At 64.1% G+C, this 16,009-nt stretch carries 10 protein-coding genes, 2 pseudogenes and 1 riboswitch; of the genes and pseudogenes, 7 read left to right on the forward strand and 5 right to left on the reverse strand.

The genetic code is table 11. From position 1 onward, the window contains the following. The first annotated feature begins 10 nt into the window (after positions 1–10). Together cobF and cobT are read left to right on the forward strand one after the other, a co-directional pair. Positions 11–760, forward strand: coding sequence for a precorrin-6A synthase (deacetylating) (cobF, locus tag QQL28_RS05625; protein ID WP_284262060.1), 750 nt, complete (start codon positions 11–13; stop codon positions 758–760). Positions 761–795: 35 nt separating this feature from the next. Beyond that, the gene (cobT, locus tag QQL28_RS05630; protein WP_284262063.1) at positions 796–1,854 is read left to right on the forward strand and encodes a nicotinate-nucleotide--dimethylbenzimidazole phosphoribosyltransferase; all 1,059 of its coding nucleotides are present in this window, start codon (positions 796–798) and stop codon (positions 1,852–1,854) included. A gap of 131 nt (positions 1,855–1,985) precedes the next feature. On the opposite strand, the gene QQL28_RS05635 is transcribed toward cobT, so the two are convergent. Further along, positions 1,986–2,558, reverse strand: coding sequence for a histidine phosphatase family protein (locus QQL28_RS05635; RefSeq protein WP_284262065.1), 573 nt, complete (start codon positions 2,556–2,558; stop codon positions 1,986–1,988). Positions 2,559–2,634: 76 nt separating this feature from the next. Next, positions 2,635–2,834, forward strand: a riboswitch (cobalamin riboswitch). Between the two features lie 116 nt (positions 2,835–2,950). On the opposite strand from QQL28_RS05635, the gene QQL28_RS05640 reads away from it, so the two are divergent. The 3 genes from QQL28_RS05640 (at position 2,951) to QQL28_RS05650 (ending at position 9,736) form a co-directional block, all read left to right on the forward strand. After that, positions 2,951–5,305 carry a TonB-dependent receptor gene (locus QQL28_RS05640; protein ID WP_284262067.1) on the forward strand — a complete coding sequence of 785 codons (2,355 nt, stop codon included), beginning with the start codon at positions 2,951–2,953 and terminating at the stop codon, positions 5,303–5,305. Positions 5,306–5,317: 12 nt separating this feature from the next. Then, positions 5,318–6,751, forward strand: a complete 1,434-nt coding sequence (locus QQL28_RS05645; RefSeq protein WP_284262069.1) for a PepSY domain-containing protein — start codon at positions 5,318–5,320, stop codon at positions 6,749–6,751. A 132-nt stretch (positions 6,752–6,883) separates the two neighbouring features. Next, positions 6,884–9,736, forward strand: a complete 2,853-nt coding sequence (locus QQL28_RS05650) for a hypothetical protein (protein ID WP_284262071.1) — start codon at positions 6,884–6,886, stop codon at positions 9,734–9,736. Positions 9,737–9,778: 42 nt separating this feature from the next. Here the strand turns inward: QQL28_RS05650 and QQL28_RS05655 are convergent. Together QQL28_RS05655 and QQL28_RS05660 are read right to left on the reverse strand one after the other, a co-directional pair. After that, positions 9,779–10,433 (reverse strand): annotated as a pseudogene (locus QQL28_RS05655) (alpha/beta hydrolase). Further along, positions 10,433–11,371 (reverse strand): ring-cleaving dioxygenase, encoded by a 939-nt coding sequence (locus QQL28_RS05660; protein WP_284262072.1) that lies wholly within the window; start codon positions 11,369–11,371, stop codon positions 10,433–10,435. Before QQL28_RS05660 ends, QQL28_RS05655 begins: the two are co-directional and overlap by 1 nt. A 130-nt stretch (positions 11,372–11,501) precedes the next feature. On the opposite strand from QQL28_RS05660, the pseudogene QQL28_RS05665 reads away from it, so the two are divergent. Both QQL28_RS05665 and QQL28_RS05670 read left to right on the forward strand, forming a co-directional pair. Further along, positions 11,502–12,387 (forward strand): annotated as a pseudogene (locus QQL28_RS05665) (LysR family transcriptional regulator). Positions 12,388–12,797: 410 nt separating this feature from the next. Then, on the forward strand, positions 12,798–13,460 hold the full coding sequence (locus QQL28_RS05670) for a response regulator transcription factor (RefSeq protein ID WP_284262074.1): 663 nt from the start codon (positions 12,798–12,800) through the stop codon (positions 13,458–13,460). A 3-nt stretch (positions 13,461–13,463) separates the two neighbouring features. Here the strand turns inward: QQL28_RS05670 and QQL28_RS05675 are convergent, their stop codons facing one another. Beyond that, on the reverse strand, positions 13,464–13,850 hold the full coding sequence (locus QQL28_RS05675) for a response regulator transcription factor (RefSeq protein WP_284262077.1): 387 nt from the start codon (positions 13,848–13,850) through the stop codon (positions 13,464–13,466). 157 nt (positions 13,851–14,007) lie between these two features. Beyond that, positions 14,008–15,963, reverse strand: a complete 1,956-nt coding sequence (locus QQL28_RS05680; protein WP_284262078.1) for an alpha/beta hydrolase domain-containing protein — start codon at positions 15,961–15,963, stop codon at positions 14,008–14,010. Between the last annotated feature and the right edge of the window lie 46 nt (positions 15,964–16,009).

Genomic DNA, 16,009 nt, shown 5'->3' on the forward strand with positions numbered 1-16,009 from the left:
CGTAACTCTTATGCTCACGCTTTCCCTGATAGGCATCGGTTGCGGAGATCCCGAGCAGCTCACGCTCGCCGCGATCCGTGCCATCAACGCGGCCGATCTCGTCCTGATCCCGCGCAAGGGGACGCAGAAGTCCGATCTCGCCGAATTGCGGCGGACGATTTGCTCCGATGTGCTCACCAACAAGCAGACGCGCATTGCGGAGTTTGACTTGCCGGAGCGTGACGCCGGCGAGGCTGACTACCGCAAAGGCGTCGATGGTTGGCATGATACGGTCGCCGCGACGTGGTCGCAGGCGATCGCGAAACATCTCGGGCATGCTGGCCGCGTTGCGCTGCTGATCTGGGGCGATCCGTCGCTCTATGACTCCTCCTTAAGGATCGCGCGCCGGCTTGTTCCTTTGCCCACGATCGAAGTCATCCCCGGCATCACCTCGATCCAGGCGCTGTGCGCGGCGCATGCGCTGCCGCTGAACGATATCGGCGAGCCCTTCCTGGTGACGACAGGGCGGCGACTGCGCGAGGGCGGCTGGCCTGATGGCGCCGACACCGTGGTGGTGATGCTCGATGGCGGCACGGCGTTTCAGTCGCTCGACCCGGAAGGGTTACAGATCTGGTGGGGCGCTTATCTTGGCATGTCCGACCAGATCGTCATGTCGGGTGCATTGGCCGAGATCGGCCCGCGCATCGTCGCGGCACGGCAACAGGCGCGCGAACGGCACGGCTGGATCATGGACAGCTACATTCTCAAACGCAGAGCGTGACGCGACTGCGGTCGCGTGAACGGAGGCAGGACGACATGCTCCCCCATTGGGTCTACGAGAAATGCCCGGGCATCTCTACCGCGCATCGCGAGGCGGCGATCGCGCGGCAGGCGCAACTGACCAAGCCGACCGGTGCGCTCGGCCGGCTCGAGCAGGTCGCGATCGATCTTGCGGGCCTGCAGGAGACGGTGCAGCCGCGCGCCGCGCGCGTGCCGATCATCGTCTTTGCCGGCGATCACGGCATCGTCGCCCAGGGCGTCTCGGCCTATCCGCAGGAAGTCACGATTGCGATGATGTCGAACTTTGCCGCTGGCGGCGCCGCGATCTCGGTGCTGGCGCGCGAACTGGGTTCGAGCCTGGAAGTCGTCGATGCCGGCTCGCTGGCACAATCGCCGATATCGGGCATCGTCACGGACAAGCCGCGCTGCGGCACGCGCGATTTCAGTGTGGAGGCTGCGCTGGGGCCGGCCGAACTGGCCTTTGCCTTCGAATGCGGCCAGCGCGCGGTGGCGCGTGCGGCGGCGAAGCAGCCCGATCTGCTCATCCTCGGCGAGATGGGCATCGGCAACACCACGACTTCGGCAGCGATCGCAGCGAGCCTGCTCGGCGTGAGTGCCGATGAAATCGCGGGCAGCGGCACCGGTGTCGATGCCGCAGGGCGCGCACGCAAGGCGCGCGTGATCGACGACGCGCTCAGCCGGCATGGCCTGACGAAGGCGGGTGCATCGCCCGAGCAAACGCTCCGCACGGTCGGCGGCCTCGAAATCGCGGCGATCTGCGGCGCGATCATCGCGGCTGCGCAGCGGCGCATTCCGACCTTGATCGACGGCTTCATCGTGTCGGTCGCCGCGCTGGCGGCCGCGCGCCTCAATCCGTCATGTCAGCCGTTCCTGCTGCCGTCGCATCAGTCGGCGGAGCAGGGCCATCGGCTGGTGCTTCGCGCCCTCAACATTCAGCCGCTGGTCAGCCTTGATCTCAGGCTCGGGGAGGGATCGGGCGCGGCGATTGCGCTGCCGCTGGTGCGGCTCGCCTGCGCCCTGCACAATGGCATGGCGACGTTCGCGCAGGCCAATGTTCCGGATCGCCCGGCCTAACGCGCGATGACATTGGGATGAATCGTTATCGCGCTTTAGGTTGTTGTTTGCGCATGATCTCCGCGCAAACGCGTTCCGCGTTTGTCGCGAGGGAAAACCGCTGCACACTTTTCCGGATCATGCGTTAGGGCTCAAGCGATCGTCTGATTGACCGAGACGACGCGCCAGCCGTTCGCCAGCCGGTCGATGCGGGTGAGCGAGAGCGGATCGATCGCAAAGCGCAGGGCCGCTTGTGGTGCGAGGTCGAGCGCGATGCTGAGCGCTGCGCGGATGGTACCGGAATGGACGATGAGGATCGCCGATCCTCTTTCGATGCGGCGAAGGCCTTCGCGGGTTCTGGCGATTTGATCCTCGAAGCTTTCGCCGCCCGGGGGCTTTGAGCCGGCCGGATCGGCCCAGAATTCGGCATAGGCCTCACCGCCCGCGGCGACGAGATCGTCGTGACGCCGTCCGGTCCATTCGCCAAAATCCTGCTCGCTGAATTCGGGCACGAAGGTCGGATCAAGACCGAGCGCGCGCGCCGTGTCGACGGTCCGTCGGGCCGGGCTCGCGTAGCTCGCGGCCCCCTGCGGCAGACGCCGTCGCAGCGCGTCCAACCGCGTCCGGTCGCCGAGATCGGCCGGCGCGTCCAAGGCGTGGATCGTTCCCGCGACGCCGTCGACGACCGCATGCCTGACCAACCAGAGGAAGGCGTCCCCTTCCATTCAACCTCTCCAACGACGTTTGCATCGCTGCGACAAGAGCGCCGCACCCCTTCACATTGACTCTGTCCCGGACTTAATCCTAGATGCTCGTGACGGTTTCCCCATCCGGGGATGAAAAGGGAATGCGGTGCGGGGATTTTCCCCAATGCCGCGGCTGCCCCCGCAACTGTAAGCGGAGAATCCTTCGCCACAAGCCACTGGGCTCTCGGTCCCGGGAAGGCGGCGAAGAGGTCACGACCCGCGAGCCAGGAGACCTGCCGTCAGCCGTGGTCACACGCGAAGATGTCGGTCGGGGAGTACAGACATTTGGCTTTGCCCGAGGCGCAAACGCGCTGAGGGTTGAGACTTGGTTCGCTGTGACGTGCCACTGACGTCATACCGAGGTCCGAACCATGTCTTCCGCCCGTGCCGGCAGCCCGCGTGATTTTTTGCTCGCGTCCAGCATTCTCACGTCATTTGTCTTCGTCGATATCCCCGTAGCCTTGGCGCAAGCGACTCGCGAGCAATTGCCGCCGATCGAGGTGGCGCCGCAGGTCAACCAGAGCCGCAAGCCGACCAGCAGCCGTGATGGAGCGGGGACTCGCCGTGCGGCACCGAAGAGATCTGCAACCGCAGCGCCAGCGCCGAAGCCAATCCCACAAAGTGCGGCGCAGACGCCGCTGAACAGCAATGCGGTGGCAACAAGCGCCTCGCGCCTGGGCCTGACGGTGCGTGAGGTGCCTGCGACCGTCGAGGTGATCTCGGCCGAGACGATCCGCGAGCAAGGCTATCGGACCGTTTCGGACGTCGCCCAAGGCGCGGTCGGCGTGACCGCCGGCGACAATCCCGCGGAGCCCTCGGCCTTCTCGATGCGCGGTTTCACCAACAGCCAGATCAACATCCTCTACAACGGCATCAAGATCGGCCCGCAGAACATGACGTCGCGCATCATGGACACGGCCAATCTTGAGGCCGTCGAATTTCTGAAAGGGCCGGCCTCGCTGATGTCGGGCGAGGGCGCCAGCGGCGGCACCGTCAATTTCGTGACCAAGCAGCCGCACACCGGGCCGGTCCAGAACGAGACATTCTTTTCGTACGATTCGCTGAACTCGTTCCGCAGCTATTACGGCTCCGGCGGCAGCACCAATGTGCAAGGCCTCGAGTACCGGTTCGACGTCAGCCGGTCCTCGCTCAACGGCTTCGCCGATGATACCGGTACCAAGACGCTCGACGTGTCGAGCCAGCTCAACTACCGCGTCTCCGACAATCTCAAGCTCTGGGGTGCGATCGAATACCGCGAGGATCGCTCCAAGGCCTATTGGGGCGTGCCGCTGGTGCCGGTCGCCTATAGCGGCTCGCATGCCACGACCGGTATCGTCTCCGGCAGCTACGTCTCGAACTACAACGGATCGAATCTAGGGCCCGTCACGATCGACGACCGCACCTTCAATACCAATTACAATGTGCTCGACAACCGCAACGTGGCGCAGGAGGTGTGGCTGCGCGGCGGCTTCGAGCTCAAGCTCGCGCCCGGCCTGATCCTGAAGAGCCAGGCCTATGGCTATGGCGCAGAACGTACGTGGTTCAACAACGAGGTCGAGGCGTTCAACGCCAATTCGAACCTGGTCGATCGCGAGCACTTCTATGTGGCGCACAGCCAACGGCTGGTCGGCAATATCACCGACCTGACCTGGGATACAAATATCGCAGGGTTTGACAATCGCCTGGTGACGACCTTTGCCGCGAGCGATCTCGATTTCGTCCGACCGGGCGCGGCGAATTTCCCGCACGATCTCGTCTCGCTGGTCGATCCCGTCCGCGGCTACTACGGCCTGCTCACCATCCAGCAGCAGACCGCCCGCATCGACAACGAGGCGCTGTCGTTTGAGGACCGGCTGAAGCTGACGCGCAGCTTTGCATTGGTCGGCGGGCTGCGTGTCGAGCATATCGGGCTCGACCGCAATTCAACCAATGTCAGCGGTCTGGAGAAGGCGGGCTTCCCGTTCTCAAAATCCTGGACTCCGACCACCGGCCGCATCGGTTACACCTGGGAAGCGGTGCCCGGCCTGACCTTCTTCAGCCAGTACGCGACCGGCGCCGATGTCTCGGCCAACAACATCTTCCTGCTCGCGCCAACCCAGCCGCTCGACCTGACGACCTCGCGCACCTACGAGACCGGCGTCAAGCACTTGTTCTGGGACAACAGGGCGGAGTGGTCGTTCTCGGCCTACGACATCCTGCGCAAGAACGTCTACGCGGCCGCCGGCGGCATGCAGCTCAATATCGCCGGACGTCAGGAATCGAAGGGCGTCGAACTGGCAGCCGCCGTGCGCGTGACGGACGCCATGCGGCTGTGGGGCAATATCGCCTATGTCGATGCGCGCTATGCTGACTACGACTTCGCCGGCGGCTCGTTCTCCGGCAATACGCCGCCAAACGTGCCGCGCATCGTCGCCAATGCCGGCGCATCCTATCGGTTCTTCACACCTTGGCCGGTGGAGCTCGGCGTCGTCGAGCGTCACGTCGGCGATCGCTACAACACCGACGCCAATACCGTGACGCTGAATGCCTACACGATCGCGGACGTCTACGCCTTCGTCGACATCCCGAAGTCGGTCTTCTCCGCCGTCGAGCAGACGCGCCTGACGTTCCGCGTGCGCAACATCACCGACAAGCGTTATGCGATCTGGGGCGATCCGTTCTACCCCGATCAGGTCCTGTTGGGCGCACCGCGAACCTACGAGATCTCCGCCGCGTTCAAGTGGTGAGGCACCGATAGCATGCTGGGCGCGATGATCCTGTTGCACCGCTGGCTCGGGGTTGCGTTCTGCCTCCTGTTTGCGATGTGGTTCGCAAGCGGGATCGTGATGCACTTCGTTCCGTTTCCCTCGCTGAACGAGGCTGAACGTTTCGAGGGGCTCGCGCCATTGGCACCATCAGGCGAGACGATCGGGCCCTCGGCCGCCGTCGCGGCGAGCGGACTGTCCGATGCCGCGCGCGTGCGGCTGATCCGGCGGAGCGACGGCCCCGTCTATGTCGTCGTGGGGCCTTCGCGGTCGCGTGCGATCCGCGCGACGGACGGCACCGACGCCGCCGTGACGTCACCCGACGTTGCACTTGCGATCGCGACCGATCATGCGCGACGGCGCGGGCTTGATATTGCCCGCGCGTCAGTCGTTACGCTTGCCGAGTACGATCAATGGAGCGTGCCCAACGGCTTCGACCGGCATCGGCCGCTGTTCCGCGTGGCACTCGCCGACACTGATGGGACGGAGCTTTACGTATCGTCGGTCACGGGCGAGATCGTACTGGATACGACGCGGCGCGAGCGTGGGTGGAATCTCGTCGGCAGCGTCGTGCACTGGATCTATCCGACTGTGCTGAGGCGCAACTGGTCGCTGTGGGACGGGGTGGTCTGGAGCCTCTCGCTGCTCGCATTGATCGCAGCCGTGCTTGGCGCGGTGCTGGGCATTGCGCGGATCAGGATTCGGGACGGGCGAATGCGCTCACCCTATCGCGGCTGGCATGCCCTGCATCACGTCGTCGGATTGCTGGCGACAACTTTTGTGATCACATGGATCTTCAGCGGCTGGCTCTCCATGGACAACGGGCGCTTGTTCTCGCGCGGGCAGTTGACACAGGACGAGGCCAATGTGGCCGCCGCCGCACCGGACTGGGGAACGCTTGCAGCGGTGAATTGGCTGCCGATATCGCCGACCGCGCGGGAGGTGGAATGGCTCGCCTTCAACGGGACCTTCTATCGACGCGATCGTGTCGGTCTCGACCGGCAGATCCTGGCCAGGGCCGGGGATGCGGAATCGAACGAGCAGCGGGCATTTCTGACCGCGCGTGAAATCGAGGGAGTGACAGAGCACATGGGACGCGGCTGTGACTCTCCATTGCCGGTCGGGGCGAATGATGACTATCCGGTATCGCCCGTGCTGCCGGGTGCTCCCGTCTATCGGGCCAGATGCGGCGACCTCTGGTTCGACATCGACGGTTCGAATGGCGCTGTGCTGCAAAGACTGGATCGGTCACGAAGAGCCTATCGCTGGCTCTACAGTGCGCTCCACACGCTCGATTTTCCGATCCTGCTGGCAAATCCGGGCATCCGCAGCGCGTTGACCGTTAGCCTCTGCGGCCTCGGATTATTGTTCTCGCTCACCGGCATCGTCATCGGCTGGCGCCGCTTGCGTCATTCGTTCAACGGTTGACGCGAGGTCTGCTTCCCGCGGCCATTGGCAGCCGGCCCTAGCGTTTGCAACTTGAAGATGATAAGTTCCTTCGCGCACTGTCGTTCGCAATGATTGGTCGGTCCGTGGATCGGCTGGCTGGGGAGGACGTCGATGGGGCCGCTGTCAATTGAGCAGGTGCTGGCGGCTGAGGCTGCCGCGATCAACCCGGCGACGCCGGCGCAGCAAACCCGGGATTTGAATGCCGGGGCGACCGAGCAGGCTACGCAACGGCGACTGCACAAAAAGGACGCCGACACGCGTCACGAGGGCGAGGAGACGGCTCAAGATGTCGAGAGCCGAAAGGCCTTCTATCGAGGCCTCAACAAGCTCGATCGCACAGCCTTGTCGCTTTCGGGAGGCGGTATCCGCAGCGCGACCTTCTGCCTTGGCGTGATTCAGGCCCTGGCCGCTTACGACGTCCGTACCGGCGTCGCGCCGCAGCAGGGCGAAGAGCCGCCTACACCGACGCCGGAGAACTCGCTGCTTGGCCGTTTCCATTTCCTCTCGACAGTCTCTGGCGGCGGCTATATCGGCTCGTGGCTTTCAGCCTGGCGGCACCGCGATGATTATCCGACAGTCTGGCGAAATCTGACCGGCCGCCCGGATGGCCCGGATGTCGAACCGCCGCAACTGTCCTGGTTGCGCGCCTACAGCAACTACCTGACCCCCAAGGTCGGTCTCGGATCGGCGGACACCTGGACCGGTGTCGCCATCTACATCCGCAATCTGGTTCTCAACTGGCTGGTGATCATTCCGCTGGTCTGTCTCGTGCTCCTCGGCCTGAAACTGATCGCCGCGACCTTCGTCGGCATTGGCCGCTCCGAGAACGCATGGGTGCCGATCGTGATGGGTCTCGTCGGCGCGGCCTGTCTGATCAGGGCGCAGGCCTTCACCACCTCGCATCGGCCCACCCGCAGAGAGGCGCCGGGAACGGTGCCTTCGCCGCACAACGTCACGCAAGGCGTTTACCTCAGGAACGATCTGATCTGGAGCCTGCTGTCTTCGATGCTGGTCGCCATTGCACTCGTGTCACACCCGGGAGTCAAATGGCTCGAAACCACCGGCCTCGAAACCACCGGCAATGCAAAGATCATCATCCTTCTGGCTTTGGGCAGCGCGGCGGTCTTTGCGCTGGGCTGGCTGGCAGGTCGTCCAATCCGCGGATCGCGGCGCGATTTTCTGTTCTGGACGCTATCCGGTGCTGTGTATGGCCTGCTGGTCGGGTTCGGCGCCATTCTGTTCACATTGCTCGATCCCTATTCGGGCGATGACAAGGACCCGAACAAATTCAGGTTGCTGCTCCCAATGATCTTCTGCGTGCCTTGGGTCCTGACAGCACAACTCTCGGCAGAGATGACGTTTGTCGGACTGGTGAGTTACGAAAAAGAGTCCGATAGCGATCGCGAATGGCTGGGACGCAGCGCTGGCTGGATGACCGCGGCCGCGGTCGGTTGGGGCGTGACCGCGGCGCTCTCCATCGCATGCGGCTACTACATGCTGAAATACTTCCCCGCGCTCGGCAAGTATCTCACGTCCATCGGTGGCGCGACGGGCATCGCGACCGCGCTGATCGGCAGAAGCAGCAAGACATCAGCCGTATCGGATGATGGCGACAAGAGTCTGACCGACCAGATCATGGACTGGGCGCTGGCGCTGGCCGCTCCGGCCTTTGTGGCGATCCTGATCATTCTCTTGTCGATCCTGCTCGACAAGGCGCTCTTGCGCAGGTCCTTCGTGGAAGCGCTTGAGCTATCCACGTCGGTCTGGCCGATCATCGGCTGGCTCGCGCTGGGAGCTGCAATTACCGGCGGCATCGGCACCCTTGCGTCGAACTTCGTGAACATCAATCGGTTTTCGTTGCACGCCGTTTATCGCAATCGTCTGGTGCGCTGCTATCTCGGCGCTTCAAGGCGGAGCAGGATTCCTGACCGCTTCACCGGATTTGACGAGAGCGACAATCCGGCCGCTCACACGCTATGGCCGCCGCAGGCTGCCGACGACCGAAATACGTTCGGCCTGTTCCACGTGGTCAACATCGCGCTCAACGTCGTCGATACCAAGCGCCTCGCCTGGCAGGAGCGCAAGGCCGAGTCCTTTACGGTCAGTCCTTTGCACTGCGGCAGCGCTTATAAGGGCTTTCGTCTTTCCAGTGAGTATGGCGGTTCGGACGGATTGACGCTTGGAACGGCAATGGCGATTTCCGGTGCGGCGGTGAGCCCGAACATGGGGTACCACTCCTCGCCAACGATCACGCTCCTGCTCGCCTTGTTCAACGTGCGGCTCGGCTGGTGGCTCGGTAATCCGGGTCCTGAGGGGGAGCAATCTTACAAGACGGAAGGTCCTGCCGTCGCGATCAAGCCGCTGGTCGGCGAAGCCTTCGGTCTCACGACGGATGACCGGCCCTATGTCTATCTTTCGGACGGCGGCCATTTCGAAAATCTCGGTCTGTATGAAATGGTCCGACGCCGGTGCCGATTCATCGTCGTGGTGGATGCCGGTTGCGATCCGGGCTTCACATTCGAGGATCTCGGCAATGCCGTGCGCAAGATCTACATCGATCTTGGCATCCGCATCGATTTCGATTTCCTGGAATCGATCAGAAATCGCCCGAAAGGCCAGCTTACCGAAGAGCAGCGGCTGGCTATCCCGTATTACAGGATTGGTGTCATCGACTATGAATCGGCCGACGGCTGGGAAGACGGTTGCGGGAACGGGATCATCCTGTACATCAAGCCAGCCTATCACGGGACGGAAGGGGCCGGCATCGTCAGCTATGCCAACGGCCATCCCACTTTCCCGCATGAGACGACCACCGACCAGTGGTTCACGGAATCCCAGTTCGAAAGCTATCGCTCGCTGGGATTGGAGATCACCAACGGCATTCTGCAAGGCAACATTGCCATGCCGGATGGGCGCACGCTGCAACAGCTCCTCCAGGGCCTGCCCGCCACGACGCGGCCCTGATGGGCCGCGCCGGCGGTGAGCTGATGGCAGGCGTGGGCGCCCTTACACCTGCGCCGCCGCGTGGCGACTCTGTCCCTCGGCCCCGATGCTGCCCGACAGCCACTCGCGCGCCAGATTGACGTCGAGCTGGGAGAGTTGATGGCCGACCGGCAGGACGCGGCCCGCCACCCGCGCGCCTGATGCGGCGAGCGTCTTGGCAAGGCCCTCGACATTGCCGGGCGGAACGATCGGATCATGCTGGCCGGAGAGCAGCAGGATCGACTTGCCCGCGAGGTCGGCCCGCGGAGGCTTTGCCAGCGGCGCCATCGCGCGCAGCAGCACGGCGCCGCCCAAGGCTTGCGGCCGAAGCAGCATCATCGCGGCCGCGATGTTGGCGCCGTTGGAATAGCCGAGCGCTATCGGTGCAGAGATTCCGTATTCCTTGCGCGTGGCATCGATGAAGTCGGCGAGATCATGCGCGCGACGCACCACGTCGGCCCTCGTCGAACACGCCCTCGGCAAGACGCCGGAAGAAGCGCGGTGCGCCACCTTCCAGCACCTGGCCGCGCACCGACAATAGCGCACGATCGGCGGCGACCATGCGGCCGAGCGGGATCAGGTCGTTCTCGTCGCCGCCGGTGCCGTGCAGGAGCAGCAGCGGCGCGAGATCGCGCCGCGTGCCCTTCTCGAAGCGGTGGATGAAAGAGAGCTTGCTCATCACGCCACCTGCTCATCGTCCAGCGGAGCCAGCACGCCTTCGATGTCCTTGCGATGCGCCTCCAGGAAGGGCGGCAGCTTCAAGGCCTCGCCGAGCGTTGCGAGCGGCTCGTCCACGGCAAAGCCGGGAATATCGGTCGCGATCTCGAACAGGATGCCGCCGGGCTCGCGGAAATAGATCGAACGGAAGTAGTTGCGGTCCTTCTGCTCGGTCGGATGCATGCCGTGGTCGCTCACGAGCTTGCGCGCCATCTCCGCTTCAGTGGCATCGTCGGCGGCGCGGAACGCGATATGATGCACGGAGCCGCGACCCATGCGGCCGGGCAGAAAGCCCTTGGCCTCGTAGATGTCGACGACGCCACCGACGGCGTTCGGCGAACGGTAGCGGCTGATCGAACCTTCGCGGCCGGCGGCCTCGAAGCCGAGCACATTGGTCAGGATGGCGCCCGTCCTGGCGGCATCTTCGAGCAGCAGCGTCACGCCGTGAAAGCCGCGGATCGCGTGCTCGGCCGGGATGTCACTGTTGCTCCAGGCGCGCTCGCTCTCGGCACCGGGCACGCCGACCAACGCGAGGCTCATGCCGTCGGGATCGGTGAAGGACAGCACGCTCTCGCCAAAGCGCTTCTCCAGCGCCTCGTGGGCGACACCCTTCTCGATGAAGCGATGAGTCCAGTAGCCGATCGAGCGCGCCGGCACTCGGACGGCGGTCTGCTGGGTCTGGCCGACGCCGCCCCGGCCCGGTGCCGCGTGCTCCCAGGGGAAGAAGGTGAGGATGGTGCCGGGCGTGCCGCTCTCGTCGCCATAATAAAGGTGATAGGTGCCGGGATCGTCGAAATTCACGGTCTTCTTGACCAGCCGCAAGCCCAGGAGCTCCCTGTAGAACTTCAGGTTCCTCAGCGGGTTACCGGAAATTGCGGTGACGTGGTGAAGGCCGGCCATAGCTTGTCTCCATGAGGTGTGAGCCATTTGTCGTCATGGCCGAAATATTGTTCTGCCCCTTTCCAAAGACAATCTCGCCTTTCATGGCGTCACTGTCTATGAATTGGAAACAATCGAATAGGGTGCCGGAATGGACAAGCTGGCAAGCCTGCGGGCCTTCGCAAAGGTGGTCGAGCTCGGCAGCTTTTCCGAAGCGGGCCGGGCGCTGCGGTTATCGCGGTCCGCGGTCAGCAAATATGTCGGTGAGCTCGAGGACGAACTCGGCGTGCAGCTTTTGAACCGCACCACGCGCCGCGTCAGCCCGACCGAAAATGGGCAGGCCTATTTCGAGCGCGTGCTCGGCATCATCGGCGAGCTCGAGGCGGCGGACCAGGCCGTCACCCAGTCGCAGGTCGCACCGCGCGGATTGCTGCGAGTCAATGCGCCGATGTCGTTCGGCGCGCTGCGGCTTGGGCCGGCGATCGCCGAGTTCATGCAGCGCTATCCCGAGCTTCGCATCCAGCTCGTGCTGAGCGACGAGAATGTCGATCCGCTCCAGGACGGTCTCGACGTCACCTTGCGGATTTGTCGATCTGGAATCCTCAAGCCTGATCGCGCGCAAGATCATGCCGATCGCCCGAGCGATCTGCGCCTCGCCCGATTACCTCCAGAGGCATGGCGTGCCAGCGCACCCCAACGATTTGCGCGATCACAATTGCCTCACTTACGGATTCCTCTCCACCGGCAACCAGTGGAAGTTGTCGGGCAAGGACGGCGATCACTGGATCCAGCCGTCCTGGACGCTCTGCGTCAACAATGCCGAAGTGCTGCGCGATGCCGCCGTGGCCGGGCGGGGGATCGCCTTGCTTCCGGTCTTCATCGGCGAGGATGCATTGCAGACGGGGCGCCTGCGGACTTGTCTCGATGACTATCATGCGCCGCCGCTGACGCTCTACGCGCTCTATCCGCCGACACGCCATCTCGCACTCAAGGTGCGTCTGTTCATCGATTTTCTGGTGGAACGGTTCGAGGGGTGATTATGCCGGACGGGTTTCGGTGCAACGCAGCAGGCGATGGCGCGTAGCAGAGCAGCGGGGTGCGCTAACCTTCGCTTAGTGAGTGCGGACCTTGCCCGCGCTTGGAGTCCGTCAGAAAGTGCGCCCCGTTGACGCCGGCTACACGCCGGCGAGCAGGACGATCGCGGCCATGAGCATCGTAATGCCGAGAGCCGGGAAGACGAGTGATATGGTTTCGTTGCTCATGCTACTAACTTACTGAATTCATTTCGCTTCGCTAGCTATACGATGGCATCGTCGAGCGCACCGAATGGTTTCAGTCTATTCACCGGAAGGTCGGGGATGGATAGCCATGCGGGCTGATCGGGCGCTTCCCTCGTCTTGGGGCGCCCGCTACACTCCTCGGTCCAAGCACGTGTCAAGGTGCGCTTGTGGCGGAGCCTGAGGACAAGGATCAACCCGCGACAGTGGTCGTGATCGACGACGATCCGAGCATAAGGCAATCGCTCGGGAATCTGCTGCGGTCAGCGGGGTTCCGGGTCAGCCTGATGGGTTCGGTCAGCGAGTTTCTGGATGCGGGGCCGCCGGAAGGACCGACCTGCCTGGTGCTCGATGTCCGTCTTCCGGGACAGAGCGGACTGGAACTGCAGCGCGAGCTCGGCACCGGCAAGCGGCAGTTGCCGATCATCTTCATCACCGGCCATGCCGATATCCCGATGTCCGTTCAAGCGATGAAGGGCGGCGCAATCGAATTCCTGACAAAGCCATTTCGCGAGCAGGATCTGCTCGATGCGATTCAGCTTGGCCATGCCCGCGACCGGGCATGGCTCGAGCAGGAGAAGATCGCTGCCGAGCTGAAGGCACGCTTCGAAACGTTGACGCCGCGGGAGCGCGAGGTCATGGCGCTGGTGGTGAGCGGCCGGCTGAACAAGCAGATCGCGGCGGAGCTTGGCCTCAGCGAGATCACCGTCAAGGTTCATCGCGGCCAGGTGATGCGAAAGATGCATGCGAGGTCGCTGCCCGAGTTGTCGCGCATGGCCGACCGGGTTTTTCTCGCGCTGGGAAAATCGAACGGCAGCGGCAAGGTGGCCTGACGGTTACCGGCCTGCCGAAGCCAGGGCGTTACGAATGGCGCTCAGCAGCTCATCTTCGTTGAACGGCTTGGTGAGCAGGCAATGCACGCCAGTCTGCTGTGCGCGAGCCCGGACATGGTCGCTCGGATAGGCGGTTATGACGATCGTGGGGATCGAGTTTCCCTGGCCGAGCAGCGTCTGGTGCAGATCAAGTCCGCTCATTTTCGGCATATTGGCGTCGACGACCAAGCAACCAATCTGATCCATCTTCGCGGAGCGCAGAAACTCCTCCGCCGATGCAAAGACCTCCGCAGAAACACCAATGGAGCGCAGCAGCCCGCCAACTGCGGTACGAACCGAGTTGTCGTCGTCTACGATCGCAACGAGTCGTCCTGCATGTTGTATTTGCACGATCCGTAATCCCGAGAACGGGCAATCGCGAAACGACAGTGATGATCCCGCATAAGACCGTTGGCGAGAGCTTAGGTCCAACGGTAAACCGCGGCGAGTATACTAGTGTATACTCGGCCGCCGCCAGCTTGCCAGCGCTACGCAAGCGCAGGAATCGCTAAGGTGCAAGCCGGGCCAGCGTGCCGGCTTGCGCCGCCACGACGGCATCGGCTGCATCCTCGGGAAGGAGCAGTCGGTCGTCGACCAGGCGCGCGGTTGCAGCCTTGACCGCGGCCACATAGGCATCTGGCGTGGGATAGAGCTCCTCGATCGAGGGGCGCGGGTCACCGGCGGCAAGGCGCTCTGCGCGCGTGCCCGCGAAGGCCAGCGTGCCGCCCATCTGGGTACACAGCGTCTGCGTGCCGTCTGCCCCGGCGATCGCATTCCATCCCGTGTAGGTCGCGCGAGCCGCAGCAAGCAATGGCAGCCGGACGCCGGCCAGTGCGTTGCCATCAGCGCCGGCGCGCGGCAGATAGAGCGGGTATTCTCCGCGCACCTTCGGCAATGGAGCGGCCTGTTCGATCGCCTCCGCGCGTGCATATTGTGCGCGATAGCCGAGGCCGGGGATCGGCACGGAATAGACGTCGTCGGCTGCGACGAGCGTATTCTGCGCGAGTGTCGGGTAGCGGCTTGCGGGTGGCGACACGTCTTCGGTGATCCACGCGCGCAAATCGGTCAGCAGCGCGCGAAAGGCGGGGCCGCCATAGACGGGATTGAGCGGCAGCGTGCAGGTCGGTCGATGGGTGACGCCGGCGCTCGCGATATTGCCATGCGGGCTGCCTGCGATCATGTAGAGCCGCACCTCGGGCGGCGGCTCCAGGTTGCGCCCGCGCGTGTCGGTGACGAGCAGGCTCGCTTCGGACCCCCAGAACTCGAACTCGGAGTCGATCTGCATGATGCGCGGACAGGTGTTGGTCAGGCTGCAACGGAGCAACAGCCCGTCGCGCCGGCCAGTGTAGGCATCCTCCGTGACGGCATAGGTGAAGGGGAAACGCAGCACGGGATAGAGCCGGTCGAACTCCGGGCTCGGATTTCGACTAGGCTCGGCAAAGCGGTCATTGGTGAAGCTGCGCCGCGCGCCGGGGATGATCGGCATCATCGCCTCGAACACCAGTCGTCCGGCTTCGTCCTCGTTCATCCCATAATAGAGCACGTCGCGAAGCACGCGGCCGGACTGCGAAATGCCGAGCCCGATCGCTCGCGAGATGCCGCTCTGGCCGTCGGCCGCGAGCGGATTGGCCGGACCGCGCTCACGCCGCAGGAAGGCGGTGACGTCGCGGATCGCGGCGAGCCCCATGCCTGTTACCTTGGGATCGCGTGCCGTGTAGGTCAGCTCGTACAGCGCATCCGCGATCAAGCTGGGCGGGCGCGTGATCTCGACCGTCGTATCGTCAACGAAGGTGAGCTTGAGCTCCGGCGGAGTTTGCCGCGGATCGTCGGCGCGGGCGTGCACCGACAATTGCGCGCTGCCGCGGTCCGCGACGGGATAGCTCAGCGTCGCGCGATGCGGGCTGGTCGTGTCGCCAAAGCTCCACTCCTCGCGCACGGGTCCGGTGATCCCGGCAACCACCGGCACCTGGATCCCAAGCATGTCGGCGCCTGTGGGCGCGTCCGCCTGCCACCCGGCCCAGACCAGCGTGTAGCCCTGCGACAGCAGGAAGCCGCGCCCCATGTCATCCGCTTGCTCGAGACGCACGCTTCCCTGGATCGAGCTGTCGTCGAACCAGGCCGATATCAGCCTGCGCCCGCGGTTCGGTATTTCGAACAGCAGAATGCCGTTCGGATGGGCGGGACGGAGGATGACGACGTCGCTGGTGGCCTCGACCTTGCCGTCGGCATTGCGCGGCGCGCGATCGAGATCGGCGATGACGGCGTTGCGGGGATTGGCCGGATCGAGCGCAATGGTGGCGCTCGCAGTGATCCTCTCGACTTGACCGGCGGGGCCGAAGCTGCGGCCTTGCAGGGCGGAGGTGGTGCGATCGAGAACGTTGAAGCGTGTGACCTCTGCGCTGGCGGGCGCAGAGCAGGCGAGAGCGATCAGCCCGCTCAACAACAGAGCGGCGTGGCGCACCATGTCGTGTCTCCTCCCAGAGTCAGGACATGATGAGTAGAGCGCGGCG

The organism is Bradyrhizobium iriomotense (assembly GCF_030160715.1).
GTDB classification, from domain to species: domain Bacteria; phylum Pseudomonadota; class Alphaproteobacteria; order Rhizobiales; family Xanthobacteraceae; genus Bradyrhizobium; species Bradyrhizobium iriomotense.